The 25,395-nt window shown below is 69.3% G+C and carries 20 protein-coding genes and 1 tRNA gene; 17 read left to right on the plus strand and 4 right to left on the minus strand.

Features of this window, described 5'->3' with window-relative positions; genetic code table 11:
* The coding region (locus A5728_RS01040; RefSeq protein WP_231885422.1) for a DUF3099 domain-containing protein at window positions 1-314 on the minus strand (314 nt) is incomplete at its 3' end.
* A 292-nt stretch (window positions 315-606) separates the two neighbouring features.
* Between A5728_RS01040 and fabG the strand changes: the two genes are divergently transcribed.
* The 3 genes from fabG to A5728_RS01055 all read left to right on the plus strand — a co-directional run bounded on the left by fabG (window position 607) and on the right by A5728_RS01055 (window position 2,363).
* Window positions 607-1,332 (plus strand): 3-oxoacyl-ACP reductase FabG, encoded by a 726-nt coding sequence (gene fabG, locus A5728_RS01045; protein ID WP_064845278.1) that lies wholly within the window; start codon window positions 607-609, stop codon window positions 1,330-1,332.
* 43 nt (window positions 1,333-1,375) lie between these two features.
* Window positions 1,376-2,131 (plus strand): SDR family oxidoreductase, encoded by a 756-nt coding sequence (locus A5728_RS01050; protein ID WP_064845280.1) that lies wholly within the window; start codon window positions 1,376-1,378, stop codon window positions 2,129-2,131.
* Window positions 2,132-2,277: 146 nt separating this feature from the next.
* Window positions 2,278-2,363, plus strand: a tRNA-Leu gene (locus tag A5728_RS01055).
* A 206-nt stretch (window positions 2,364-2,569) separates the two neighbouring features.
* Here the strand turns inward: A5728_RS01055 and A5728_RS01060 are convergent.
* Window positions 2,570-3,325 (minus strand): TVP38/TMEM64 family protein, encoded by a 756-nt coding sequence (locus tag A5728_RS01060; RefSeq protein ID WP_231885423.1) that lies wholly within the window; start codon window positions 3,323-3,325, stop codon window positions 2,570-2,572.
* Between the two features lie 178 nt (window positions 3,326-3,503).
* Here A5728_RS01060 and A5728_RS01065 point away from each other — a divergent pair, with 178 nt between their 5' ends.
* From A5728_RS01065 to A5728_RS01085, 5 genes are all read left to right on the plus strand, one after another.
* Window positions 3,504-5,735: an MMPL family transporter gene (locus A5728_RS01065; RefSeq protein ID WP_082943134.1), complete on the plus strand. Its 2,232-nt coding sequence runs from the start codon at window positions 3,504-3,506 to the stop codon at window positions 5,733-5,735.
* Between the two features lie 110 nt (window positions 5,736-5,845).
* On the plus strand, window positions 5,846-6,775 hold the full coding sequence (serB, locus tag A5728_RS01070; RefSeq protein WP_064845282.1) for a phosphoserine phosphatase SerB: 930 nt from the start codon (window positions 5,846-5,848) through the stop codon (window positions 6,773-6,775).
* A 66-nt stretch (window positions 6,776-6,841) separates the two neighbouring features.
* A complete protein-coding gene (locus A5728_RS01075; RefSeq protein WP_064845283.1) occupies window positions 6,842-7,624 on the plus strand; it encodes an ABC transporter ATP-binding protein in 783 nt (260 codons plus the stop codon).
* A 9-nt stretch (window positions 7,625-7,633) separates the two neighbouring features.
* Window positions 7,634-8,539, plus strand: a complete 906-nt coding sequence (locus A5728_RS01080; protein WP_064845284.1) for a sulfite exporter TauE/SafE family protein — start codon at window positions 7,634-7,636, stop codon at window positions 8,537-8,539.
* 94 nt (window positions 8,540-8,633) lie between these two features.
* Entirely contained in the window at window positions 8,634-9,464 is an 831-nt protein-coding gene (locus tag A5728_RS01085; protein WP_082943135.1) for an RNA methyltransferase, read from the plus strand.
* Between the two features lie 339 nt (window positions 9,465-9,803).
* Here the strand turns inward: A5728_RS01085 and A5728_RS01090 are convergent, their stop codons facing one another.
* The gene (locus A5728_RS01090; RefSeq protein WP_231885425.1) at window positions 9,804-11,804 is read right to left on the minus strand and encodes a S8 family serine peptidase; all 2,001 of its coding nucleotides are present in this window, start codon (window positions 11,802-11,804) and stop codon (window positions 9,804-9,806) included.
* Window positions 11,805-12,001: 197 nt separating this feature from the next.
* Window positions 12,002-12,262: a type B 50S ribosomal protein L31 gene (locus A5728_RS01095; protein WP_064845287.1), complete on the minus strand. Its 261-nt coding sequence runs from the start codon at window positions 12,260-12,262 to the stop codon at window positions 12,002-12,004.
* A 150-nt stretch (window positions 12,263-12,412) separates the two neighbouring features.
* On the opposite strand from A5728_RS01095, the gene A5728_RS01100 reads away from it, so the two are divergent.
* The 9 genes from A5728_RS01100 (at window position 12,413) to wecC (ending at window position 25,292) form a co-directional block, all read left to right on the plus strand.
* Window positions 12,413-14,443, plus strand: a complete 2,031-nt coding sequence (locus A5728_RS01100) for a hypothetical protein (protein ID WP_156523330.1) — start codon at window positions 12,413-12,415, stop codon at window positions 14,441-14,443.
* Complete coding sequence (locus A5728_RS01105; RefSeq protein ID WP_064845291.1) at window positions 14,444-15,508, plus strand: biotin/lipoate A/B protein ligase family protein; 1,065 nt, start codon at window positions 14,444-14,446, stop codon at window positions 15,506-15,508.
* A gap of 146 nt (window positions 15,509-15,654) precedes the next feature.
* The gene (locus A5728_RS01110; protein ID WP_064845302.1) at window positions 15,655-16,677 is read left to right on the plus strand and encodes an LCP family protein; all 1,023 of its coding nucleotides are present in this window, start codon (window positions 15,655-15,657) and stop codon (window positions 16,675-16,677) included.
* 117 nt (window positions 16,678-16,794) lie between these two features.
* Window positions 16,795-18,210, plus strand: coding sequence for a glycosyltransferase family 4 protein (locus A5728_RS01115; protein ID WP_231885427.1), 1,416 nt, complete (start codon window positions 16,795-16,797; stop codon window positions 18,208-18,210).
* Window positions 18,207-20,183: a glycosyltransferase family 4 protein gene (locus tag A5728_RS01120; protein WP_064845292.1), complete on the plus strand. Its 1,977-nt coding sequence runs from the start codon at window positions 18,207-18,209 to the stop codon at window positions 20,181-20,183. The genes A5728_RS01115 and A5728_RS01120 overlap by 4 nt, the downstream gene beginning before the upstream one ends.
* Complete coding sequence (locus A5728_RS01125) at window positions 20,180-21,082, plus strand: ABC transporter permease (RefSeq protein ID WP_231885429.1); 903 nt, start codon at window positions 20,180-20,182, stop codon at window positions 21,080-21,082. The genes A5728_RS01120 and A5728_RS01125 overlap by 4 nt, the downstream gene beginning before the upstream one ends.
* On the plus strand, window positions 21,072-22,034 hold the full coding sequence (locus tag A5728_RS01130) for an ABC transporter ATP-binding protein (protein WP_231885430.1): 963 nt from the start codon (window positions 21,072-21,074) through the stop codon (window positions 22,032-22,034). Before A5728_RS01125 ends, A5728_RS01130 begins: the two co-directional genes overlap by 11 nt.
* Window positions 22,031-23,956 carry a glycosyltransferase gene (locus tag A5728_RS01135; protein ID WP_064845294.1) on the plus strand — a complete coding sequence of 642 codons (1,926 nt, stop codon included), beginning with the start codon at window positions 22,031-22,033 and terminating at the stop codon, window positions 23,954-23,956. The genes A5728_RS01130 and A5728_RS01135 overlap by 4 nt, the downstream gene beginning before the upstream one ends.
* Window positions 23,957-24,044: 88 nt before the next feature.
* Window positions 24,045-25,292, plus strand: coding sequence for a UDP-N-acetyl-D-mannosamine dehydrogenase (wecC, locus tag A5728_RS01140; RefSeq protein ID WP_064845295.1), 1,248 nt, complete (start codon window positions 24,045-24,047; stop codon window positions 25,290-25,292).
* Window positions 25,293-25,395 lie beyond the last annotated feature (103 nt).

Raw genomic sequence — 25,395 nt, forward strand, 5'->3', positions numbered from 1 at the left:
TAAGAGACAGGTTCGCGCTGCGGGGGCGGGGCGGTGTACTCCCCGTCCACGACCACGGTCTCCGGATCCGGTGCCCGCTCCTGCGACTCGGCGCTCGTGGGCAACTCGGTGCGCGTGGGCGGGCGGTACGCGGACCCCGAGCGTTCGGAGCGGTCCGCGCCGCGGTTGGCCATCATGACCGCGAGCCACGGCAGGATCGCAGCGCCCAGCACGAGCAGGATCCGCGCGATCAGGTTGTCGATCAGCACCACTCCGATGATGCACACCACGCGCAGCGCCATCTGGAAGGAATAGACCTTCATGCGGTGTGCCATGTCGGTGGTGTGCGGATCCGCCGCCGAGGTGATCGAATGAACCTCGGTGGAACCATGCGACTGCGGCTGGGAACGTGAGATGGGAACCGGTCCTTCGGCGAACGATCTGGGGGTGTACCCGCGGGGCAACACTGCCACGGCTGACTGTGAGCGTTCTGAGCATTGTCTCACCGTTGTGTGTGGCGCCCAAGCGGGGGATGTCCGCCGGTCAGAGGCCGGTTAGGATGCTGTGAGGTCTTGATACGAGGGTGGGCTTCCCCGCCGCGCCCGCCCCTCCACGGAAGGTTCCATCATGTCTGACCAGTCCTCCGCCGCTCGCACCGTGCTCGTCACCGGAGGCAATCGAGGTATCGGCCGCGCGATCGCGGAACGGTTCATCGCCGCCGGGGACAACGTGGTGGTCACCTCGCGCTCCGGTGGGGACGGACCCGACGGCGCGTACACCGTGCAGGCGGACGTCACCGACACCGCCTCCGTGAACGCGGCCTTCCGGGAGATCGAGGGGAAGTTCGGTCCCGTGGAGGTACTCGTGGCGAACGCCGGGGTCACCAAGGACACCCTGTTGGTGCGCATGAAGGACGCCGATTTCCAGGACGTGATCGACACCAACCTCACCGGCGCGTTCCGGGTGGTGCAGCGCGCGACCAAGGGGTTCATGCGACTGAAGCACGGCCGGATCATCTTCATCTCGTCCGTGGTGGGGTACACGGGCGCGCCGGGTCAGGTGAACTACGCGTCCTCCAAGGCCGGCCTGGTCGGCATGGCCCGCGCCATCACCCGCGAACTCGGTTCCCGCGGGATCACCGCCAACGTGGTGGCCCCCGGCTACATCGACACCGCCATGACCCATGAGCTCTCCGACGAGGTCAAGGACAACTACCTCTCCATGATCCCGGCCCAGCGTTTCGGGCACGTGGAAGAGGTCGCCGGAGCGGTGGAATACCTTGCCTCCGACGCCGCGGCCTACGTCTCCGGCGCTATCATCCCCGTAGACGGCGGGTTGGGCCTGGGGCACTAATACCGCCGACTCCCGCACCCGCACCCCTCGAAGGAGAAACCGCATGAGTTCAGTGGCAGGCAAGACCGTGGTCATCACCGGATCCTCGCGAGGCGTGGGCGCGGACACCGCCAAGATCCTCGCCGGTGAGGGCGCCAACGTGGTGGTCAACTACCGTCAGAAGGCCCCCCGGGCCAACAAGGTGGTCAAGGAGATCACGGAGGCCGGCGGCCACGCGATCGCCGTGCAGGCGGACATCACGGACGCCGAGTCTCGCGCGGGTCTGTTCCGTGCCGCCGTGGACGAGTTCGGTGGCGTGGACGTGCTGATCCTCAACGCCTCCGGGGGCATGGAGACCGAGATGGGTGAGGACTACGCCCTGCGGTTGAACCGTGACGCCCAGAACGACACCCTGACCGAGGCCCTGCGGACGCTTCCCCAGGGTGGCCGCGTGGTGTTCGTCACGAGCCACCAGGCACACTTCATCAACGACGTGGAGACGATGCCCGAGTACGAGGCCGTGGCCAAGTCCAAGCGCGCCGGGGAAGACACCCTGACGGCTCGCGTGCCCGAGCTGCAGGACAAGGGCATCGGCTTCGTGGTGGTCTCCGCGGACATGATCGAGGGCACCGTCACGGCCACGCTGCTCAACCGGGCTCGCCCGGGAGCACTCGATGAGCGCCGCGAGGCCGCCGGGAAGCTCTACACCGTCAATGAGTTCGCCCAGGAGATCGCCGCGATGGTCACTGCGGACGTCCCCACCGGTCACGTGGAACTCGTGGGTGGCGCGGAGGACTTCCTGGCGCAGGCAGGCCGGTAGCACCCGCACCGGGCCGTGCTCCCGCGGAGTGCGCGGTCCGGCCCCGGTCGAGTTCGAACGGACCGCGCAACTGTGGTAGGTTTCTTGTCGTTGCCACGGGCCGAGAAGGTTTCCGGGAGATCGGAAACGCCGCGGTTCGGACACCTGCGCGGGTGGCGGAATAGGCAGACGCGCTAGCTTGAGGTGCTAGTCCTCGTATTAGAGGGTGGGGGTTCAAGTCCCCCCTCGCGCACACGATTCGGGAAGCCCCCAATCCGGAGACATGAGTTCCGGATCGGGGGTTTTTCGCATGCCCGCCCGAACGCCCGGGGCGGGATGCGCTAAGTACATCTGAGGCCCGAAACCACACCAGATCAGCCGTGGAGCCTGCCGTATCGGGGCGCAGATGTATGTGGGCCGGGGCGGACCCGGTCAGGCGTCGGCGGTGCCCTCCGCCGGCTAGTGCCCTCTGCGGTTCTGCGCGGCCACCGAGCGCCAGCGGCGAAACGCGATGATCGTTGCCACGACACTCACCAGGCACGCCACACCGAACACGATCAGGTGTGCCCACGTGGGATCCGTGGCCAGCGCCCCCAGCCCCACGAGGGCCACCTGTCCGGGGATCACGGTCAGGGCACTCGCGGAGAGGAACACGCTCTGGGGGATTCCCAACGCACCGCATCCGTAATTGACCGGCCAATAGGGGATCCCGGGGGCCAATCGCAGCGTGGCCACAGCCTCGAAGCCCGCCCCGGCGAGGTAGTTCTCCACGGTGTCCGCGTGCTTGCCCATTATCTTGCGGGTCGTCTGCTTCCCGAGTCCCCGCGCGAGCCAATAGCCACCCCAGCCGCCGATCAGCGCGGCCACGACGGAGAACACGCTGCCCAGGGTCGCACCGAAGAGCACGCCGGCCGTGACCGCCATGATCGTCACGGGGATCGGGGTCATCGCCACGATCGCGTAGATGAGGATGAACACGAGCCAGCCAGCCCAGCCGTAGCCCTCAATCGTGGCCTCGAGTTCGGCCTGGCTCGGCAGGTGCACGGTGAACGCGAGCCACACCATGAGCACGAGCACCAGGATCAGTGCGGCGTTACGGGCCCACGTGACCCAGCTGCTCATCGAGTCGCCGTCGTCCGGGCCGGAGGATGCGCTCGACGCCTCCCCGGCCGAGGAGTCGTCCGGGGAGGGCTCGGGCTGGAAACGGGTGGCCACGGGCACCCACTGTACGACCAGCATCCACGGGCGCGTGTTTGTGGCCCCCGATGACCGCGAAGGTGACGGGTGTAACCCCTACGATGGGAGCAGCTGCCCGCAGCGCAGCGTCATCGGAGTCGACCCCGCGGGGGCACGACCGGTGACCACCCCCGCGCCGAGACCCCACAGGTGAGACATGCCCAGTAGCCCCACCCGCCCCGTCCCCGAGCACGCGGAGGACACCAAGAGCGCCGGACCGGACGCGGGCGGAAAGCGGCCGGGGTGGGTGCGCCGGCTGATCCCCGTGGTGCTCGTGCTTGCGTGGCTGGGGGTCATGGGCGTGGGCGGACCCACGTTCGGCAAGCTCTCGGACGTGGTGTCCAACTCGCAGACGGACTTCCTGCCCGTGGACTCGCAGGCCACACAGGTACAGGACCGGCTCGGAGAGTTCCAGGACTCGGACGGTGTGCCGGCCATCGTGGTCATGGAGTCCGAGAACGAGATCACGCCGCGGCAACTACGCGCGATCGGGACGAACACGCAGGCCCTGGGTGAGATCCAGGACGTCCTGGAGGTCTCCCCGCCCATCCCGAGCGAGGACGGCAAGGCCGTGGAGATCATCGCCCTGGTGAGCTCGGAGGCGGACACCGGCACCGTGGTCGAACACCTGCGCGAGCGACTGGCCGAGGACACCCCCGAGGGACTGTCGGTGGCCGTGACCGGTCCGGCGGGACTCGTGGCGGACCTCTCGGCGGCGTTCGCGGGTATCGACGGGCTGCTGCTGATCGTGGCCCTCGTGGCAGTGCTCGTGATCCTGGTGATCGTCTACCGCTCGCCGCTGTTGCCGTTCCTAGTGTTGCTCACGAGCGTGGGCGCGCTGTGCGGGGCGATCATCACCGTCTACTTCCTGGCCCAGCAGGGCTGGATCGATCTCAGCGGGCAGACGCAGGGGATCATGTCGATCGTGGTGATCGGTGCGGCCACCGACTACGGGCTGCTCTACACCGCGCGGTTCCGCGAGGCCCTGCACCACACGCCGTCGCGCTGGACCGCGACCCGTATGGCCTGGAAGGGCACCGTGCCCGCCGTGCTGGCGTCCGGGACCACGGTCATCGCGGGTCTGTTGTGCCTGCTGTTCTCCGCCCTGACCTCCAACCGCGGCGTGGGCCCGGCCACCGCCATGGGCGTGGTCTTCGCGATCCTCGCCGGTCTCACGCTGCTGCCGGCGCTGCTCGCCCTGTTCGGTCGGGTGGCCCTGTGGCCCAAGATGCCGCGCGTGGACGAGAACCCCGAGACCCACGAGCAGGCCATGAACCCCTACGACCACAAGGGGCTGTGGCCCTCCGTGGCGCGCCTCGTGGACCGGAGGTCGCGCGCGGTATGGCTCGCGTGCGCCGTCGTGCTGGGCGCCGCCGCCGTGGGCGCGAGCCAGCTCGACGCGGACGGCGTCCCGCAGTCCGAATTCGTGCTGGGGGAGTCCGAGGCCCGCGACGGTCTGGCGGTCATCGAGCGTCACTTCCCGGGCGGCGCGGGGGATCCCGTGTACGTCCTGGCCCCGCAGGAGGACGCCCAGGCGGTTGCCGAGCGGTTGTCCCAGGACGACGACGTCGCGTCCGTCGCGTTCACCGCCCAGGACTCCCCAAACGGGACCCTGCCGTATCCCACGCCGCAGGGCGGACCCCTGGCGAACGCGGAACCCACCGTGAGCAACGGGGACGTGCTGATCCAGGCGACCCTCACCTACGCGTCCGACTCCGAGGAGGCCCAGGCCACGGTCACCCGCTTACGCGACGATCTCGCCGGGATCACCCCCGGCTCGAAGATCGGCGGGACCACAGCCGTGCAGGTGGACACGATCGCCGCGTCCGAACGTGACCGCGCGCTGATCATCCCCATCATCCTGGCGGTGATCCTGCTCATCCTCATGGTGTTGCTGCGCAGCATCCTGATGCCCGTGCTGTTGATCGCCACCACCGTCCTGTCCTTCGTCTCCGCGCTCGGCGTGGCCACCCTGGTATTCCACCTCATGGACATCAACCAGGCAGACCCCACCGTGCCACTGTTCAGCTTCGTGTTCCTCGTGGCGCTGGGGATCGACTACAACATCTTCCTCATGAGCCGCGTGCGCGAGGAAGTCGTCACCGCGGGCCACCGCAAGGGCGTGCTGGCCGGACTCATCACCACCGGCGGGGTCATCACCTCCGCGGGCATCGTGCTGGCCGCGACGTTCGCCGCGCTGGCCGTGCTGCCCATCCTGTTCCTGGTGCAGCTGGCCATCATCGTGACGATCGGCGTGCTCATGGACACGATCATCGTGCGCTCGCTGCTGGTGCCCGCCCTGGCCCTGGACATCGGCCCCCGCTCGTGGTGGCCCTCGCGCGTGGGCACCCCCGGGAAGCACCGCGCCCTGCCGACGACGCCGCGCTAAGCCTTCCTAACGCCGCACGGCTTACGTGCCCGCGGCCCGGGAACGGGCCGAGCGGCGTCGTGCCGGTGCCTTCTTTGTGCGCGCTTCCGCGGGGCCGATAAACTGCGACCATGTCCCAGAACTGTGCTGTCGTCGCCCTGGCCGTGTCCCCGGAGGACGGTGCCACCGAAGCCGTCCTCGACGCCGTGGAACGTGCCGGTGCCGTGGTCGAGACGCACAACTGGGTGCGGGTCACGGGGACCGCGTCGGACGGGCAGGCTGCGGACGTGGAGGGCTACAACGCCCTGACCGTGCGCGTGCAGACCGAGGACCCGCAGCAGTTGCGCCGCGCCTTGCAACCGGACCCGCAGCGGCAGTTGCTGCCGGGGATCGACCTCAACGTGGTGCCGCACACCTGGTTCGACCAGTCCCGCAAGAAGCTCGTGGTGCTGGACGTGGATTCCACGCTCATCCGCCAGGAGGTCATCGAACTGCTCGCCGCCCACGTGGGCCGCGAGGCGGAGGTCGCCGCGGTCACGGAACGCGCGATGCGCGGTGAGATCGACTTCGCGGCGTCCCTGCGCGAGCGCGTGGCCGTCCTGGAGGGACTGCCCGCCTCGGCGATCGACGACGTCGCTGCCGCCGTACGGCTCTCACCCGGAGCCAAGGTGCTCGTGCAGACCCTGCTGCGCGAGGGACACGCGGTGGCCGCGGTCTCGGGCGGCTTCAGCCAGGTGCTGGACCCGCTCGCGGCGCACCTGGAACTCACCCGCGCGGCCGCCAACGAGCTCGAGATCCAGGACGGCGTGCTCACGGGACGCGTGGCCGGGCGCATCGTGGACCGCGCCATGAAAGCGGAGGTCATGGGGCAATGGGCCCAGGAATTGGGCGTGGCACCGGAGGACGTCATGGCCGTGGGGGACGGCGCCAACGACATCGACATGGCCCGCGCAGCCGGGCTGTCCGTGGCGTACCGGGCCAAGCCCGCGCTGCGGGAGGTCGCGGACACCCAGGTGAGCATCCCCAACCTGGACGCCCTGCGGTTCTTCCTGGATCTGTGACCGAGCCGGGCTGCCACGGAGCGCCGGACCGCGAACCGGCGCGCGCGGGGCACTAGAGTTGCCGTCATGAGTTCAGTGCTTGATCTGGTGGACGTCACGGTGGTCCGCGGCGAGAAGACCCTGTTGGACGGCGTGAACTGGACCGTGCGGGACGGGGAACGGTGGGTCATCCTGGGCCCCAACGGCGCGGGTAAGTCCACGCTGTTGTCGATCGCCGCCGCCCGGTTGCACCCCACGCGCGGCATGGTGGACATCCTCGACGAGATCCTCGGCGCGGTGGACGTCTTCGAGCTGCGCCCGCGGATCGGTGTGAGCTCCGCACCCCTGGCCGGTCAGATCCCGCATGCGGAGACCGTGGCCAACGTGGTGCTCACCGCGGCCTACGGCGTCACGGGGCGCTGGCGCGAGGAGTACGACGACGCCGACGTCCAGCGCAGTGCGGAACTGCTCGAGGCCTGGGGCTTGGGGGCCCTGCGCGAGCGCACGTACGGCACCTTGTCCGAGGGCGAGCGCAAGCGTGTTCTGATCGCCCGCGCCCTGATGACCGACCCCGAACTGTTGTTGCTCGACGAACCCGCCGCCGGTCTGGATGTGGGTGGCCGCGAGAAGCTCGTGCAGCGCCTCGATGAACTCGCCCGGGACGAGGCCGCCCCGGCCACGGTCATGGTGACCCACCACCTCGAGGAGGTCCCGGACGGGTTCACCCACGCGCTGTTGCTGCGTGAGGGTGCCATCGTGGCAGCCGGTCCGGTGGCGCAGGTGATGACGCAGAAGAATCTCTCCCACACCTTCGACATGCCCCTCAAGCTCGTGCGCGTGGCCGATCGTTACGCGGCGTTCGCCCGCTGATCCGCCTCCATGCTGACACTGTCCTCCGCCATGGTCCCCACGGAGTTCTTCGGTTCCGGCGGGACCGTGGGCTTCGAGTGGTGGCAGGTGCTGCTGATCCTCGTGGCCGGGTTATGGGCCGGGACGATCAACACCATCGTGGGGTCCGGCACGCTCGTGACGTTCCCGGTGCTCGTGACCATGGGGGTTCCCCCGGTCACGGCGTCCATGTCCAACGCCATGGGGCTGATCGCCGGTAACCTCACCGGCGCGTGGAGCTACCGCAGTGAACTGCGTGGGCTGACCCGCACGCTGTTGAAACTGCTGCCGTGCTCGATCCTGGGCGGTGTGATCGGCGCTTCCCTGCTGCTGCACCTGCCCGAGGAAGTCTTCGGTGTGGCCGCGCCCGTGCTGATCGTGGTCGCGCTGCTATTCGTGGTGTTCCAACCCACGCTCCAGGCCAAGGTCCGCGAGCGCAAGGAACGTCAGGCCCGGGACGCCGCGGCCGGCGGCCTGGATGCCCCGCAGGCGGGGGAGGCGGCCACGGGCACCGAGGCCGTGGACCGGTCCCCGCAGCCCCTGATGTTGTACGTGCTCGTGTTCTTCGCGGGCATCTACGGCGGGTACTTCGTGGCCGCGCAGGGCGTGTTGCTCGTGGGCATCCTGGGTGTGTTCCTGCTGGCCCCGCTGCAATCAGCGAACGCGGTCAAGAACGCCCTGGTCGCGGCGGTGAACATCGTGGCGGCGGTGTCCTACGTGCTGCTCGCATTCGACCGGATCAACTGGTGGGTCGTGGTGTTCATCGCCCTGAGCTCCACTCTGGGGTCGTGGCTGGGCGCCAAGATCGGTAAGCGGCTGTCCCCGGTGGCGCTGCGCGCCGTGATCGTGGTCCTCGGTCTCGTGGCGCTGATCAACATGGTTTCCCAGTTGTTCTGACCCTTCCTCGTCCCCCCTCCTGTCGTCCGACGGGTCCCGTTCTTCCGAAACCCAGTCCGTTCAAAGCCTTGTTCCTCCGATTCCCAGGATGTCCGTGAGCACTCCCGCGCCCCTGTCCGAACGCATCGTCCCGCTGACCGACCCCGCGGACCCGCGCGTGGCCGACTACACGAGCCTCACGGACGTGGCCCTGCGGCGTCGGCTGGAACCCGAGCGCGGGCTCTACCTCGCGGAATCGTCCAAGGTGCTGCGGAGAGCGCTCGACGCCGGCCACCGACCGCGCTCGTTCTTCATGACCGAGAAGTGGCTCGAGGGGCTGCGCGACGTGCTCGAACGCTACGACGTGCCCGTGTACGTGGGCTCCGATGACGTGCTCGAGCGCATCACGGGGTTCCACCTGCATCGCGGCGCGATCGCGGCCATGCAGCGCCCCGAGCCCCTCGAGCTCACCGAGGTCCTCGCACGGTCACGGCGCGTGGCGATCCTCGAGGACATCGTGGACCACACCAATGTGGGCGCGATCTTCCGTTCCGCCGCGGCCCTGGACGTCGACGCCGTTCTGGTCACCCCGCGCTGTGCGGACCCCTTGTACCGCCGCGCGGTGCGCGTGTCCATGGGAACCGTGTTCCAGGTCCCGTGGGTGCGCCTGGAGCACTGGACCGCGGATCTGCAGGAAGTGAAAGACGCGGGGTTCCTCACGGCGGCCCTCGCCCTGTCCGACGACGCCGTCACGGTGGACGAGCTCGCGGCCGAGCACCCGGAGAAGTTGGCGTTGATCCTCGGGACCGAGGGCCAGGGGCTGAGCGCGGCCACGCTGCATCACGCCGAGCGGCACGTGATCATCCCCATGAGCCACGGCGTGGACTCGCTCAACGTGGCCGCGGCGAGCGCGGTGGCGTTCTGGGAGACCCGCCCGCGAGGGTGACCGCCGCGATTTCGTCCGGGTGCCACCCTGGACCATCTCGTTGCCCCGCACCGCATGCCCACCCATGAACGTCCAGGCATCCTAAGGCCACCCACGAGTTTCTGGGCACCCCGAGGCCATTCGCGGGGGTCTTTCGTGGCCTCGGAGTGCCTCGGAGTTGCTGGACGGCGCGGGGGTGGCTGGGAGTGGCGCGGGGCGTGGGGGTGCCCCTGCGTCGGGGTGACCCTGAGCCGTCGGCGGATACGGGCTGGGAATGACCGCAGGGCGGTTCCCCGGGAAGGGAACCGCCCTGCGGCGTTGTCGATGTCCCTCACGTGGGAGGGGCGACCGGGGGTAGGGTCAGCGGGTGGTCCACACGCCGCGCTGGGGGGTCCAGTGGGCGGTCACGCCGTTGGAGAAGCGCTGGAGCACCTCGCCGCCGCTGCGGTACTCATCCGTGACGGGCCAACCCCATCCGCGTTCGAAGCCCGCGCGCTTCCACGCGCCACCGATCCCGCCGGTCTCCTTCACGGCATGAGGGCCCGTGGCGGGGGTCCACAGCACCTTGGTGAGCGAGGACCCGTTGCGGAAGAGCTGGTAGGCGCCGCCGGGGACCCGGCGCTCGTCCGAGCTGGGGTACCCGTAACCGCGCTCGCGGCCGGCGGCGATGAACCTGGAACCGATGGCCGTGGGGTTCTCCACCACGTAGGCGCCCGTGGAGCGGCTCCAGTAAATGGTGGTCTTGCGTCCGTTCTTCACGAACTCCTGGTAGCGACCACCGTTGGCGGCGTTGGCCTCGTTCATCACGGGGTTGCCCCACTTGGCGGCGCCACCGGTGGCACGCCACTTGGAACCGATCCCACCCGCGGCGGTGTAGGACGCCTGGACGGTGGTGCGAGGCGTGACGGCGCGCACGGCGGCGGCGGGGTCCAGGTTGAGCGAACCCAGCGGGCCGCTCGCGGTGGAGGTCAGCAGCTGCTCGATCCGCGCAGGGGTGATCCCGGGGTCCCGCTGCTTCATGAGCGCCACGGTGCCGGAGACCAGCGGGGTGGCCATCGAGGTCCCGTAGAGGTTGCCGTAAGTAGGAGCACCCGGGACCGTGGTGCCGGAGTTGAACGTGGAGAGCATGGGGTTGGCGACGGTTCCGCCCGGGGCCAGGATGTCCACGACCGCGCCGGTGTTGGAGTAGCCGGCGGTGTAGCCCGTGGTGTCCGAGGCGCCCACCACGATGGTGTTCGCGCAGTTGGCGGGAGCCGTGCCACCGGCGTTGACCGAGCTGTTGCCTGCGGCCACGACCACGGGGACCTTACGGCTGACCGCGGTGTTGATCGCGTTTTGCATCGTGGTGCCGCACTGGCCCGGGTAGTTCAGGGACAGGTTAATCACGGACGCGGGATTGCGGTTGGCCGGCTGTCCGGCCACGGGAGCACCCGCGGACCACGAGATGCCGTCCGCGATGTCCGAGACCCACCCGTTGGTGCACTTGCCGAGCACGCGCACGGGGAGGATCTTGGCGCCGGGTGCCGCGCCGCTGATCCCCGCACCGTTGTGGGTCACACCGGCGGCGAGACCGGCCACGTGGGTCCCGTGCCACGAGGAGTTGCGGGCTCCAGCGGAGCACTCGCCGGGAGCACTCCAGTCGCCCTCGTCGCGGGGGTTGGCGTCACGCAGGTCGTAGTCTCGGGAGAGGTTCGTGTCGTTGATGAAGTCCCGTCCGGGCACCACCTTGGAGTCCAGGTCCCCGTGCGGGGTGATCCCGGTGTCCAGCACGGCGATGGTCTGTCCGTTGCCGCGGGACATGTCCCACGCGGCGGGGAAGTTCACGCCGCCCTGCTGGGGGAGCAGGCTCCACTGGAACTGGGTATAGGTGTCGTTGGGCACCCAGGACGCGGAGGCGAGCCGGTCCGCTTCCGCGTATTCGACGGCGGGGTTGGCCTGGATCTCGCGCACGAGGTCCTTCTGCTCGGACTCGTCCAACTCGCGGTCCAGTTTGATGACGTCCGCTCGCGTGGTGGTCTGCTTGACGTGTTCCTCGACCTCGGGGGTCTTGGTGTCACCCAGTGCCTGCTGGGCGGCGGTGTCTACGACCTTCTCTTTGGCGGCCTCCGGGGCCGCCGTGTCGCGGAACTTCACGATCACGCGATCGGATTCGGTGGGCGGGTCGGAGGGCACCGTGGCGGCGGGGGCATCCGGGCCGGCGGCCGGGTTGGTGGGTGCGGCCACGGCGGGTTGTGCGGTCAGTGCCAATGCGGCGGTGACGGCGAGAGGCAGGACCGCGCGGCGCACCAGGGCGCCCATGGAACCAACCGACGGAGGAGTGGTGGCGGGGGGCAGGGGGGAGTGCAGGTGTGTAGAACTCATAGGTGGGGGAGACCTTTCGGTGGTCCCGGCACGAAAGAGGGGGGGAGCACCGGAACCTGGGGGGATAGAGCCTCGACCATCCTAGGGGAGAGATCACATTTTGATGACGATTGCATGTTTCATGTCCCCACGTGCCCGCACACGACAACGCCCGGCCCACCGAAGGGTGGACCGGGCGTCAGGGGGAGAAGTCGGACTTACTTGCCGGACTTCCCGAAGTTCGCGAACCGCTGGTTGAAGCGCTCCACACGGCCAGCGGAGTCCATGATGCGCTGCTTGCCGGTGTAGAACGGGTGTGACTCGGAGGAGATCTCGACCTCAATGATGGGGTACTCGTTGCCGTCCTCCCACGTCTCCGTCTTGGGGGAGGTGGCGGTGGAACGGGTCAGCACGACCTTGCCGGACGCGAGATCGCGGAACAGGACCGGGTGGTAATCCGGGTGAATGTCAGCCTTCATGGTGTCAACCTTCTGTAGGTGTCTGGATTTTGCCAGGCACGGCGTTGCTCGGATGCGGCGCACCCGAACGTGGGCACACCAACGCACCATGATACGCCCGTGGCGACGCACAGTCGATCCGGGCCGCGCGCATCCCGGTACGCTGGGCCCGTGAGGACCTCCCCCCGCCCTCCCGTCACCCCCGGGCGCACCGCACCGTCACCCGATCCGTCCCGTTCGTCGCAGACCCCCGCGCTCTCCGGGCCGAGCACATCGTCCCTCCCACACCGCACGCTCCCGGTACGACGCCGCGCGCTCGCCGTCCTGAGCACCGTCCTATTGTGCGCGACCGCCTGCGCGGGACCGCAGCCCGACCCGTCCGCAAAGCCCGCACCCGAGCCCACCGGACCCGTTCCCGGGGTGGTCCGCAATGCGCCGTTGCATGCCGTGGACCCGGGCCTCGTGGCGGCCGCCCGGGACCTCCCCGAGACCTATCCGGGCAGTGCACCCCGCAAGGATGATCCCACCGCGCGGGTGACGCTGGGCCGGACGAGCCCCGGGGACGAGGACTACCGGCACGGTTCCGTGGGGCTGTCCTTGGAGTCCACGGACCTGGCGGACCCTCGGTTGGGGGAGGACAATCACGACCTCATCTCGATCCTGCAGTCCCTCCATGAACCGACCCTGCGCTTCGGTGGCAACTCCACGGACCGGCGCTTCTTCTTCACCTCGACCGACGAACCGATCCCCACCAATTGGCCCCTTGCCAAGGAGGAGAAGATCACGAAGGTCACCCCGGCGGACCTGGAACGCGTCGCGGCACTCGCGCACCGCACGGGGACGTCCGTGATCCTGAGCGCCAACCTGGCCCGCTACGACCCGGACCGGGCAGCGGATCTGGCCGCACACGCGCGTGCGGCGTTCGGGGACCGGCTCGTGGGGCTGATGATCGGTAACGAGCCCAACGGGTTTCACCGGGGCTCGGACGATCCCCTCAACGTCAAGGGACCGGAGTGGAACCGGACGGTCTACGCTCGTCAACTCACCGCCTACGCCCGCGCGGTGCACCGGAAGGTTCCGCACCTGCGCATCGTGGCACCGGGGGCCTATTCCGATCCGTGGTGGGAAGTCGCCGCCGGGGCCCCGGGCACGGCTCCCTTCGCGCTCGCACTGCACCAATACCCACTCTCCGAGTGCGGGACGCGGTGGACCCGGCAGAAGCCCACGGTGACCAACGCGGTGGCCCCGCAGACCCGCGAGCGCGTGGACGCCCTGGTCTCCCGCGCCCGCTCCGTGGCGGACGAGCACCGCGTACCGCTGTGGATCACCGAGACATCGCTGTCCTCGTGCCCCGGCGGGAACCAGATCACGGAGACCCTGGCCGCCGCCGTCTACCAGGCCGACTACTCCGTCCGGGTCCAGGCGCTCGCCGCGGAACGGGTCACCGCGCACTCGTCCCTGGGCCCGTGCCACGGTGGCCCGCCCATGTCCCCGCTGTGCTCGGACGGCACCGTGGGCTCGCCCGGCGAACGCTTCGGGCTGCGCGCCAACGGCCTCGCGCTCGCGTTGATCGCGAGCATTCCGCAGGGCACCATGACTCCGGCGCGCACCGGGTCCGAGGACCTCACGGCGTTCGCGGTGACCCACGCGGACGGGAGCACCTCGCTCGTGCTCTCCGACTTCCGGGACCCGGCCACCGCGGGCCCCCGCACCACCACGGTCACCACGCCCGGGCCGGTGCAGCGCGTCACTCAGTCCCAGTTGCGCGGCGGCTCGTGGCGCGCCACCGCCCCGGTGAGCGACGCCACGGACGCCCCGGGCTCACCCGACGGCGCTACAGCCGGGGAGCAGGCGACGGACGACGCCGCACCGGGGGCGGCGTCGTCGTACCCCGCGGACCCGCGCGTGCACCTGAGCGTGGAGAACGCGCTACGCTCCTCGGCCGACGGCGCGGTGAGCGTGGACGGCTACGGCCTGCCCATCACCCCGCCCGCCGACCGACCCGAGGTCGCGGGAGTACTGCCGGGAGCGACGTCGTTCGCGGTCTCGCTGCCCGCCGGCACCACCACGGTGCTTACCATCGAGACGGAACACGCCACGGCCCGGCCGAGCGCCACCGCGTCGCCCTCCGGGGACGGGACCCCCGCCCCGCAGGTCACACCGGGGGTGCCCCGGGCCACCACACGCAGCGGAGGTCAGTGAATGAACACGACGAGCGCACACGGGGAGTACAAGGTCCCCGGCGGGAAAATGGTGGTCGCGGACTTCGACGTCACGGACGGACACCTGGAGAACGTGTCCATCAACGGGGACTTCTTCCTGGAACCGGACGAGGCGCTCGCGGACATCAATGCGGCCCTGACCGGTCTGGCCGAGGATACGTCGCCGCAGGACATGGTCGAGCGGATCGAGGCGGCCGTGCCGCGCAACGCCGTGCTGTTCGGCTTCGACGCGCGCGCCGTGGTGATCGCGGTGCGCCGAGCGCTGGCCCGGGCCACGAGCTGGTCCGATCACGCGTGGGAGGTGATCCCCGCGCAGGTGCGCCCCACCCTCGAGAACCTCGCACTGGACGAGGTTCTCGCCAAGGAGGTGGGCGCGGGACACCGCCATCCCACGCTGCGGATCTGGGACTGGGACGAGCCCGCCGTGGTAATCGGATCGTTCCAGTCCGTGCGCAACGAGGTGGACCCGGAGGGGGCCGCGCGTCACGGGATACAGGTGGTACGCCGGGTCTCCGGGGGTGGGGCCATGTTCATGGAGGCCGGTAACTGCATCACGTACTCGCTGTACGTGCCGCAGACCCTGGTGGACGGGATAAGTTTCGCGGATTCCTACCCGTTCCTGGACGCGTGGGTCATGCAGGCCTTCGCGGACCTGGGGGTCGAGGCGTTCTATGTACCACTCAACGACATCGCCACGCCCCAGGGCAAGATCGGGGGAGCGGCGCAGAAGCGCTTCGCCAACGGCGGGATGGTGCATCACGTGACCATGAGTTACGACATCGACGCCGAGAAGATGACGGACGTGTTGCGCATCGGCAAGGAGAAGCTCTCGGACAAGGGCACCCGCTCCGCGAAGAAGCGCGTGGACCCGTTGCGACGCCAGACGGGGCTGGCCCGCCGGGACGTGATCTCGGCGCTGACCCGCACGTTCACGCAACGCTACTCGGCCGGTGTTGGTAAGGTCTCAGACAGCGAACTCGCCGCCGCCCGGGAGCTGGTGGAGCACAAATTCGGGACCGAGGGATGGATTCACCGCGTGCCGTAGGTACTATGTGCGATAGCAATCAACGGCTTCGCTGACCGACGGCCCGCCCCCCCGGGGGACGTGATCCCCAGCGTCGCCGTGGCGGCAGCGTTGTCCGGTGAGTGTCGCTCGATTCCGACCCCCCACCCACGGAGTGCCACGTGTCCATGAACCAGTTCGAGTTCGACGAAGAACAGTCCCGCCCGCGCGGAAAACACACCGGACGCAACATCCTGCTCACGGTGCTGGCCCTCCTGCTGGTCGTGGGCGTGGTCGCCGGTCTGTTCGTGTGGAACCTGGGTCGCAACTTCGATCGTGGGGCCTCGACCCTGGAATCGGCGTTCCCCGAGGAGTCGGCCCGCCCGGCCAAGGGCTCCGCCCAGGACGCCGGCACCACCGTGTTGCTCCTGGGTTCGGACAAGCGCCCCGACGGTGTGGACCCCAACGTCACCGGCTCCCGCGCGGACTCCATCATGCTGCTGCACATCCCCGAGGACGGGGGGCAGATGTACGTCATGTCCATCATGCGCGACACGTGGGTGGACATCCCCGGGGCGGGGGAGTCCAAGATCAACGCCGCCCTGGACCACGGCGGGATGCCGCTCATGGTCGAGACCATCGAGCAGAACTTCGGGACCCGCGTGGACGAGGTCGCGCTCGTGGACTTCGCGGGCTTCGAGGGCCTCACCAACGCCCTGGGCGGGGTAACGGTCAACGTCCCCGAGGCCTTCACCTCCCAGGACGGACACCGCTTCGAGGCCGGGCCCCAGGAGCTGAGCGGGGAACAGGCGCTCGCGTTCGTGCGGGAGCGCTATGCGTTCTCGGACGGTGACTACCAGCGGGTGCGCAATCAGCGCGCGTACCTGCAGGCCATGATCAACAAGCTTGTCAGCGCCGGCACCCTGACCAATCCGCTGAAACTCAACGAGGTGGTCAAGGAGATCTCCCCGTACCTGACCGTGAGTGACGGCCTCACCTCCGGGTGGATCGCCCAACAGGCCCCCAAGCTCGCGGGCCTGAGCAGCAGTGACATCCACATGTTCACGGTGCCCAACAACGGCGTGGGCACCTCCGCGGACGGCCAGTCGATCATCGTCGCGGACACCGACGCCATGCAACGGATCGGCAAGGCCATCTCCGACGGCACCCTGGACCAGTACGCCACGTCCCTGGACCAACAAGGCCAGTAACCGCTCGACCACCCCCCATCCCGACTCGTGACCCCCCGCGAGAGGCCCATGAACCGCACACAACCCCCCGCAACCGGTACCTCACCGGGTGAGCAGCCTCCGTTGAGGGTGCTGCTCATGGCCAGTTCCTACTGGCCCGAGCACTCGCCGCCCCAGCGGCGGTGGTACTCGCTCGTGAGCCACCTGCGGGAGCGGGGGTGGACCGTGTCCGTGGTGTGTCCCGTGGCGCACTACGGGGCGGGCCCGGACTACTCGACGCAGACGCGCGGTCGGGCGTGGCGGCGGCAGGCGGGGTTCCTGGGTGAACACATCTACCGGGTGCCCTACGTGTTCCTCGGGGACAATCGTGCCGGGAAGTTGCTGGACCAGCTCGTGAGCGCGGCCGCGTCCGTGGCGCGCGGGCTGTTCACGGGCCGCCAAAACATCGTGGTGGTCACGGCGCCGTCGTTACCGTTGCTGGCGTCCGCGTTGCTCGTGGCGCGCGTCAAGGGGATCCCCCTGGTCGTGGAGATGCGGGACGCGTGGCCCAACCTGGCCGAGGACGCCTCCCTGGTGCGCGGCGGGTCCAAGTCCGTGGTCAACCGCGCCGTGGTGTACGTGCAGAACCGCGCGGACCTCGTGGTCACGGTGACCCAGGGCTTCGCGCGCACCCTGCGCGAACGAGGGGTGCACAACGTGGTCACGGTGCGCAACGGCATCCTCCTGGAGCGCACACCGCAGCTGCCCCCTCCTCCGGCACGACGGCGCGGGCTGCGGGTGCTGTACCTGGGCAACCACGGCGAGTCCCAGTCCCTGGACCGGCTCATCCGCGCCGCCCACCTGGCCGGGGACTCGGTCCGTCTCACACTCGTGGGTCACGGCAGCCGCAAGCCCGCACTGCAGCAGCTGGCGCGCCGGCTCGGCGCCAACGTGGAGTTCCTGCCCCCGGAGTACCGCGAGCGCGTGTTCGAGCGTTATCGCGACGCGGATTCGGTCGTGATCTCCCTGCGTGACGACTGGAAGTCGTTCGAGGACACCATCCCCTCCAAGACCTACGAGGTGCTCGCCGTGGGCCGGCACATCACCGCGGTCGTTCGCGGCGAGGCCGCCCACGTGCTCACCGACGCGGGCGAGGGGGACATCGTGGCCTCCGATCCCGAGCGGATCGCCGCGCTGTGGCGCGCGCTCGAGGCCGACCGTTCGCGGCTGGTCCCCAGTGGGTCCGGCCGGGAATGGGTGCGGCACAACGCGGACTACGCGGACCTGTCCGTGCAGTACGATCAGCACCTGCGCGCCACCGTCCGCGAGTATTCCCGCGTGTGCGGTCAGGGCGTGCTGCCCCGCCTGGGCAGGCTGCTGCGTGCCGTCACGCGCGGCGTCGCGGGGGCGGGTTCGCGCGAGTCGCCGTTCACCGCCCGTACGGCCGACGGCGGCGCTGCGCAGGGTCGTCCCGCCGCCGAGGCGGATTCCGGCACCCCTGATACCGACCACGCCTCTCGACGCCAGGGCGTCGCGGACGCGAGCCGCGGGGGCGTCGAGCGGATGGCCTCATGAGCTCACGGCGGCGCGAACGGTCCCGTGAACTCGCGGTCAACGCGTGGCTCACGGCTCGCACGATCGGCCAGCACGTCACCGACGACCCCGTGGTCTTCTGGTTGCAGGTCTCCCGCCGGTTGCCGCGGCGCTGGGTCGCCCCCGCGGCCCACGTCCTCTCACGGGTCCCCGGCCCGCGTTGTCTCGCCGCCCGGGCCACCGCCCTGCATGTCCTGGGGGACGACGACGCCGCTCGCGCCGCCCTCTCCCGCGCCCTCGCCTCTGCAGGGGATTCGGAGCTCACGACGCAGGACCCGGGTCACGAGCACCGGGAACATGCAGGGCCGGACCAGACGCGTCCGGGCCCGCCGCGGCCGAGAACGGCGCTGAGCTCCCTGGCGCGGGGGAGCAGGAACGGGGACACAGCGGCGTCGTTACGCGGCGGCGCGGAAGTGGCCCTGAGCATGGGGGACACCGGCCTCACCGCGAGCTTGCTCGCCGCACTCCCCGCCGACCATCCGGGAGCGGCTGCGACCCGCGCGCGCCTCGAGTGGTACCACGGCAACGTGGACCGCGCCGTGGAGGTGCTGGGCGACGCCGAGGCCCTCCGGCGGGCCACCCGCGGTGAACGAGCCCTCGCGCGCCGCCTGGCCGCCGAGCGGGATCTGCTGGGCGACTTCTTCCCGCGGCTGGAACCTGTACGCGATTACCGGCCCAGGGACCGCACCGTGCTCTACGCCGTGACCAACTCCCTGCCGCACACTGCGAGCGGCTACGCGCAGCGCTCGCACTCGTACCTCACCGCACTGCGGGACGAGGGGTGGGACGTCCACGCCATGACCCGCCCGGGGTACCCCGTGCAGGTGGGCAAGGTGCTCGCCCGCCACACCGACGTCGTGGACGGCATCCCGTACCACCGCGTGCTCCCGCGGCGGCTGTCCGCGACCGCCACGGGACGTGTGCAGCAACACGCGCACGCGCTGCTGGAGCTCGCGCTGCGCACGCGGCCCGCTGTCCTGCACACCACGAGCCACTATGTCAACGCGTTGGCCGTACACGCGGTGGCCCAGGCTTTGGGTATCCCGTGGGTCTACGAGGTTCGCGGACTCCTCGCGGACACGTGGGCCGCGACCCGCCCGCCGGAGGCCCTCACATCCGAGCGCTACGAGCGCTTCCAGGCTCGCGAGGCGTGGGCCGTGACCACCGCGGACCGCACCGTGACGCTGGGCATGGAAATGGCCCGGCGACTCGAGGAGCTGCCTACACCGGCATCCGCCTCCGAAAACCCCCTACGCGTGGACCTGGCACCCAACGCCGTGGGCGGGGCCCTCGTGGAGAACGCACCCTCCCGACACGACGCCCGCGCCGCCCTGGGCCTCGCCCAGGAGACGTTCCTGATCGGCACCGTGACCTCCGTGGTGGACTACGAGGGCATTGATGACCTGTTGCGCGCCGCGGCCCAACTGCGCCCGCACATACCGTCCCTGGCGGTGCTCGTGGTGGGGGACGGCGTGGCCCGCCCCACCCTGCAGCGGCTGGCCCGCGAGCTCGGTCTCCAAGACGTCGTGACCTTCACCGGCCGCGTGGACCGAGCCCTCGCACCGCAGTACACCGCGGCCCTGGACGTTTTTGTGATCCCGCGCAAGGACCGCTCCGTGACCCGCGCGGTGACCCCCCTGAAGCCGGTCGAGGCCATGGCTGCGCGCACCGCCGTGGTCGCAAGTGATCTGCCCGCCCTGCGCGAGAGCGTGCGCCACGACGAGACCGGGCTGCTCACACCGCCCGAGGACCCGGACACCCTTGCCGAGACACTGTTCGGCCTGGCCCGGGACCCCGAGCGCCGCGAACGCCTCGCGAACGCCGGACGGGACTGGGTGGTCGCACACAGGACGTGGCGGGTGATCGCCCAGCAGGCCTCCACGCGGTATGGTGAATTGAATGAAGACGTCCCCCGGACAGCGATCTACCCCCCCCCCGAGGAGACCGGAGCATGACTAGCAACACCGCCCAGGTCAGCGGGGGACTCGGGCAACCGGAGGACCGCACCGTCGAGACCTTCGACCCCACCGCGATGCACGCCGTGGGCGCCCGCCCGCCGCTGCGCAAATACCTCAAGGACCTGTGGGGCTCCCGTCACTTCATCCTCTACGACGCCCGTGTCCGCCTGGCCGTGAGCCAGGACCACACCCTGCTGGGCAAGGCGTGGATCGTGCTCAACCCACTGCTACTGGGCTTTACGTTCTATCTCATCTTCGGGCTGCTGCTGCGCACTGGACGCGGCATCGACAACTTCGTCGCGTTCATCGTGCTCGGACTCACGATGTTCATGTACAGTTCCCGCTCCGTGGTCTCGGTCTCCCGCTCCATGACCTCCGCCAAAGCGCTCGTGCGCGGGTTCATGTTCCCGCGTGCCGCGCTCACGCTGTCCATCGTGGTCCGGGACGCTCTGACCCAGCTCTACGCGCTCGGAGCCATCCTGGTGTTCCTGCTGCTCGTCCCGCCCCTGGAGCCGATCTCGTGGACGTGGCTGTTGCTCATCCCGGTGTTCGTGCTGCAGACGATCTTCAACTGGGGTCTGGGCATGCTCCTGGCCCCGGCGGTGCACCGGATCCCGGACGTCTCCAACATCCTGTCCTTCTTCATGCGGCTGTGGATGTACGCCTCCGGGATCTTCTACGACCCCTCGCGCTTCGTGGACGACGAGCGCATTCTGGCCCTGTTCCACTTCAACCCCCTGTACCAGGTGCTCTACATCAGCCGCGATCTGGTGCTGCGCGCGCAGGTTCCCAGCTGGTCCTCGTGGGCCGTGTTGGTCACGGCATCCCTCGGGATCCTGATCGTGGGGTTCCTGGTGTTCTGGCGCAACGAGGAGAGCTACGCGGATGAACGCTAGGCACGACGACGTCACGTCGCACGCCCCGGGTATGTCGGGCGTTTCCGCGCAGCGCCTCAGCGGTGTGCCCGCCCCCGGCGACGGCGCTCCCGCACCTGCGCGGGAACCCGGCGCCGGGCCCGCCGTGGTGATCGACCACGTGAGCATGATCTACAACGTCACGTCCACGGGCGGTGGGGACGAGGTCCCGGTCTCCGCGCCGGTGCGATGGGCCCGGCGAGCGCTCGGGCGGCCCCCGATCGTGCGTAACCTGGCCGTCCACGACGTCACGCTCGCGGTGCACCAGGGCGAGTTCGTGGGGTTCATCGGGCGCAACGGGTCCGGGAAGTCCACGCTCATGAACATCGTGGCCGGGCAGATAAATCCTACGTCGGGGCGGGTCTACTCAGTGGACACCCCTGTGAAACTGGGGGTCAACGTCTCCTTGGTGCCGGCGCTGTCCGGGGAGAAGAACATCCGCCTGGGGTGCCTGGCGCAGGGTATGCACCCGCGCCGGGTGGACGAATTGTTGCCCGAGCTCGTGGAGGTAGCTGCGCTGGGCAAAGCCATCCACTGGCCCATGAAGGCATACTCCTCCGGGATGGCCGCGCGCTTGCGGTTCGCCGTGGCCACCGCCACAGACCCGCACATCCTCATCCTGGACGAGGCTCTGTCCACCGGGGACGCCCAGTTCCGCGAACGCGGGCAGGCCCGCATGGCCCAGATCCGCGAACAAGCCGGGTGTGTGCTGTTCGTGTCCCACTCGATGAACGAGGTACGGGAGATGTGCACCCGGGTGGTGTGGCTGGACCAGGGGGACACACTCATGGACGGGGACCCCGAGACCGTCACGGAGGAGTACGAGCAGTTCATGAAGCAGCTCGCCGCCGGCAACAACCTGGCCGCCCACAAACGTAAGTTCGAGCTGATGGATCGGCTCGTGCGCACCGAACTGCGGGAGGTGCACGCGTGAGTCCCCGCTTGCTGACCGGTGATCTGCGCACCCAGTTGTGGCACCTGCGCCACGGCGGGGTGTCCCAGTGGCGGACCTACCGGCGCCGGGCGGGACTGCCCGCGGGACCGTCCGCGAGCGCCGTCGTCACCGGAGCCGGCCGCGACGCCGCCTCCGCCGGGAACGACGGCGCGCAGCGCACGGTCTCGTTCGCGGCGCAGGAGTGGCCCGAGCGCGAACCGGTGCGCGGGGACCTCACCGCCGCGGTGATCCTGGACGACTTCTCCTTGCGTGCCTTCCACTACGAGTGGCACCAGGTGGCGCTCACACGGCGGAACTGGCGCGCCGAACTGGCTGCGCAGCCCGTGGACCTGCTGTTCGTGGAGTCCGCGTGGCACGGCAACGCGGACGAGTGGCAGTACCAACTCACCGGGACCTCGGGCGTGAAGGAGTCGATGCGCGAGCTCGTGGCCCACTGCCGCGAGCAGGGGATCCCTACGGTGTTCTGGAACAAGGAGGACCCGCCGCATTACGACGACTTCCTGGAGTGCGCGCGACTGTTCGACACCGTGTTCACCACGGACGTCAACAAGATCCCCGACTACCTCCGGGACCTGGGACACGAGCGCGTGGGGGTGCTGCCCTTCGCCGCGCAACCCGCCGTGCACAACCCCGCGCGGCCCCGGCACGGGTTCCACGAGCGGGACGTGGCCTTCGGGGGGATGTACTTCGCCCACAAGTTCCCCGAGCGGCGCGAGCAGATGGACGTGCTGCTCGGCGGCGCACATGATGCCTCGGCGAAACTTGACAGGGGGCTCGAGATCTTCTCCCGCTACCTGGGCCAGGACGAGCGCTACCAGTTCCCCGAGCCCCTGGACCAGCATGTGGTGGGCTCGCTGGGTTACGACCAGATGCTCACCGCCTACAAGGCGTACCGGGTCTTCCTCAACGTGAACTCGGTCGTGGATTCCCCGTCCATGTGCGCGCGGAGGATCTTCGAGATCACCGCGTGCGGCACTCCCGTGGTCTCCACACCGTCCGAGGCCGTGCGACGGTATTTCTCCCACGACCAACTGTCCGTTGTTGCGGACCGCGAGCACGCCGCGGACGTCATCCGTGCCCTCGTGCGCAGCCCGGAACTGGCAGATCGCATGGTACACCGCGCGCAGCGCGAGATCTGGGCGCAGCACACCTACACGCACCGCGTGGAGACGATCGTGGAACGCGCCGTCCCGCAGCTCGCCGTCGCCCGCACCCGGCCCAGCGTCACCGTGTTGCTGTGCACCAACCGCCCGCATCGACTCCCGGACGCCCTGCGCGGGATCGCGGCCCAGGTGGACGTGGAGCTGGACGTGGTGCTCGTGGCCCACGGCTTCGACCCGCGGGCGCGGGACGTCCAGCGCGTCGTCGAGGACTGCGGGATCCAGCGCGTGACCACCGTGGCCGCGGACGCGTCCCTCACGCTGGGGGAGTGCCTCAACCTCGCGGTCGAGCGCGCCACCGGGGACGTGCTGTCCAAGATGGACGACGACGACTGCTACGCCCCGCGCTACCTCGCCGACCTCCTGGACGCCCTGCGCTATGCGAACGCGGACGTGGTGGGCAAGCAGGGGCACTACATGTACGTGGAGTCCCAGGACGCCACCCTGGTGCGCTTCCCACACCGAGAGCACCGATACACGGACTTCGTCATGGGGCCCACGATCACGGGCTACCGCGAGGTCTTCCGGCAGATTCCGTTCCAGCGGCGCAGCACGGGGGAGGACACGTCCTTCCTGGCCGCGGTGCGCGAAGCCGGCTACGTCATCTACTCGGCGGACCGCTTCAATTTCGTCCAGTTCCGCGGCTCGGACAGCCACACGTGGCAAGTGTCCGACGCCGCTGCGCTGGCCTCGGGACGTGTCGTCATGTTCGGGGACAGCACCCGTCACGTGACGATATGATCCTAAGGATTCTGCATGTTTACGTTGAAAATGAATGGAAGTTCCGGTCAATCGGAACGAACCAGCAAACGCGTGGTGAGGTGCGTCAATGAGTGAGCCGTTGGAAGTCGTGTTCGTGGGGCTGGGGTACATCGGTCTACCCACCGCGGTGGTCATGGCGAATCACGGGGTGCGGGTCCACGGCGTGGACGTGAACGCCTCCGCGGTGGAGCGGATCCAGCGCGGCGAGGTCACGATCGTGGAGCCGGGGCTGGAGGAGCAGCTCAAGAAGGCGATCGACAGCGGCCAGCTCACCGCGACGACCGAGATGCAGCACGGTGACGCGTTCGTGATCGCGGTGCCCACCCCGTTCAAGGAGAACTACGAGGGCGACCTGTCCTACATCCTCTCCGCGGCCGAATCCATCGCTCCGCAGCTGCGCGGGGACGAGACCGTGATCCTCGAATCCACCTCCCCGCCACGCACCACGCAGACCCTGGCCCGCAAGATCATGGAGCTGCGCCCTGACCTGTCCCTGGACGGGGAAGACGGCAAGCCCGTGGTGTACTTCGCATATTGCCCCGAGCGCATCCTGCCGGGCAAGGCGCTCGAGGAACTCATCAGCAACGACCGCATCATCGGCGGCAGCACCCCCGAGGCCGCGCGCCGCGCCAAGGAGGTCTACGCGTCCTTCTGCCAGGGTGAACTGCTCGCCACGGACGACGTCACGGCGGAGTTGTCCAAGCTCACGGAGAACTCGTTCCGGGACGTGAACATCGCGTTCGCGAACGAGCTGTCCCTGATCGCGGACACGTTGGGCATCGACGTGTGGGAGCTCATCGAGCTGGCCAACCACCACCCGCGCGTGAACATCTTGCAGCCGGGCCCCGGCGTGGGCGGGCACTGCATCGCGGTGGACCCGTGGTTCATCGTGGCCGCGGACCGGGAGAACTCCAACCTCATCCGTACCGCCCGCGAGGTCAACGATGGGAAGCCGAAGTGGGTCATCTCCAAAGTAGAGGAAGCCTGCTCCCACGTGGAGTCCCCGGTGATCGCAGCCCTGGGCCTCGCGTTCAAGGCCAACATCGACGACCTGCGTGAATCCCCGGCCATGAACATCACCAAGGACTTGGCCGAGCACGTGAGCCACGCGACGGTCCTGGCCGTGGAGCCGAATGTCTCCGAGCTGCCGAAGGGTCTGCAAGGCCTGGCGAATGTGGAGTTCGCGGACTACCAGGACGCCATCGAGCGCGCGGACGTGATCCTGCTGCTCGTGGACCACGACGAGTTCAAGACCCTGCCGGCCACCGCTCTGAAGGGCAAGGCCGTGGTGGACACCAAGGGTCTGTGGCGCTGAGTCACTGAGGCGGGGGCGGTGGGAGCACCGTCCCCGCCCCCCCCGCATCAGTGGCTTTTACACATGAACCACCCCACGACGCAGCACCGAATAGCCGTTGGCG

Origin of the sequence: Kocuria sp. ICS0012, assembly GCF_001665945.1 — a bacterium.
Taxonomy (GTDB): domain Bacteria; phylum Actinomycetota; class Actinomycetes; order Actinomycetales; family Micrococcaceae; genus Kocuria; species Kocuria marina.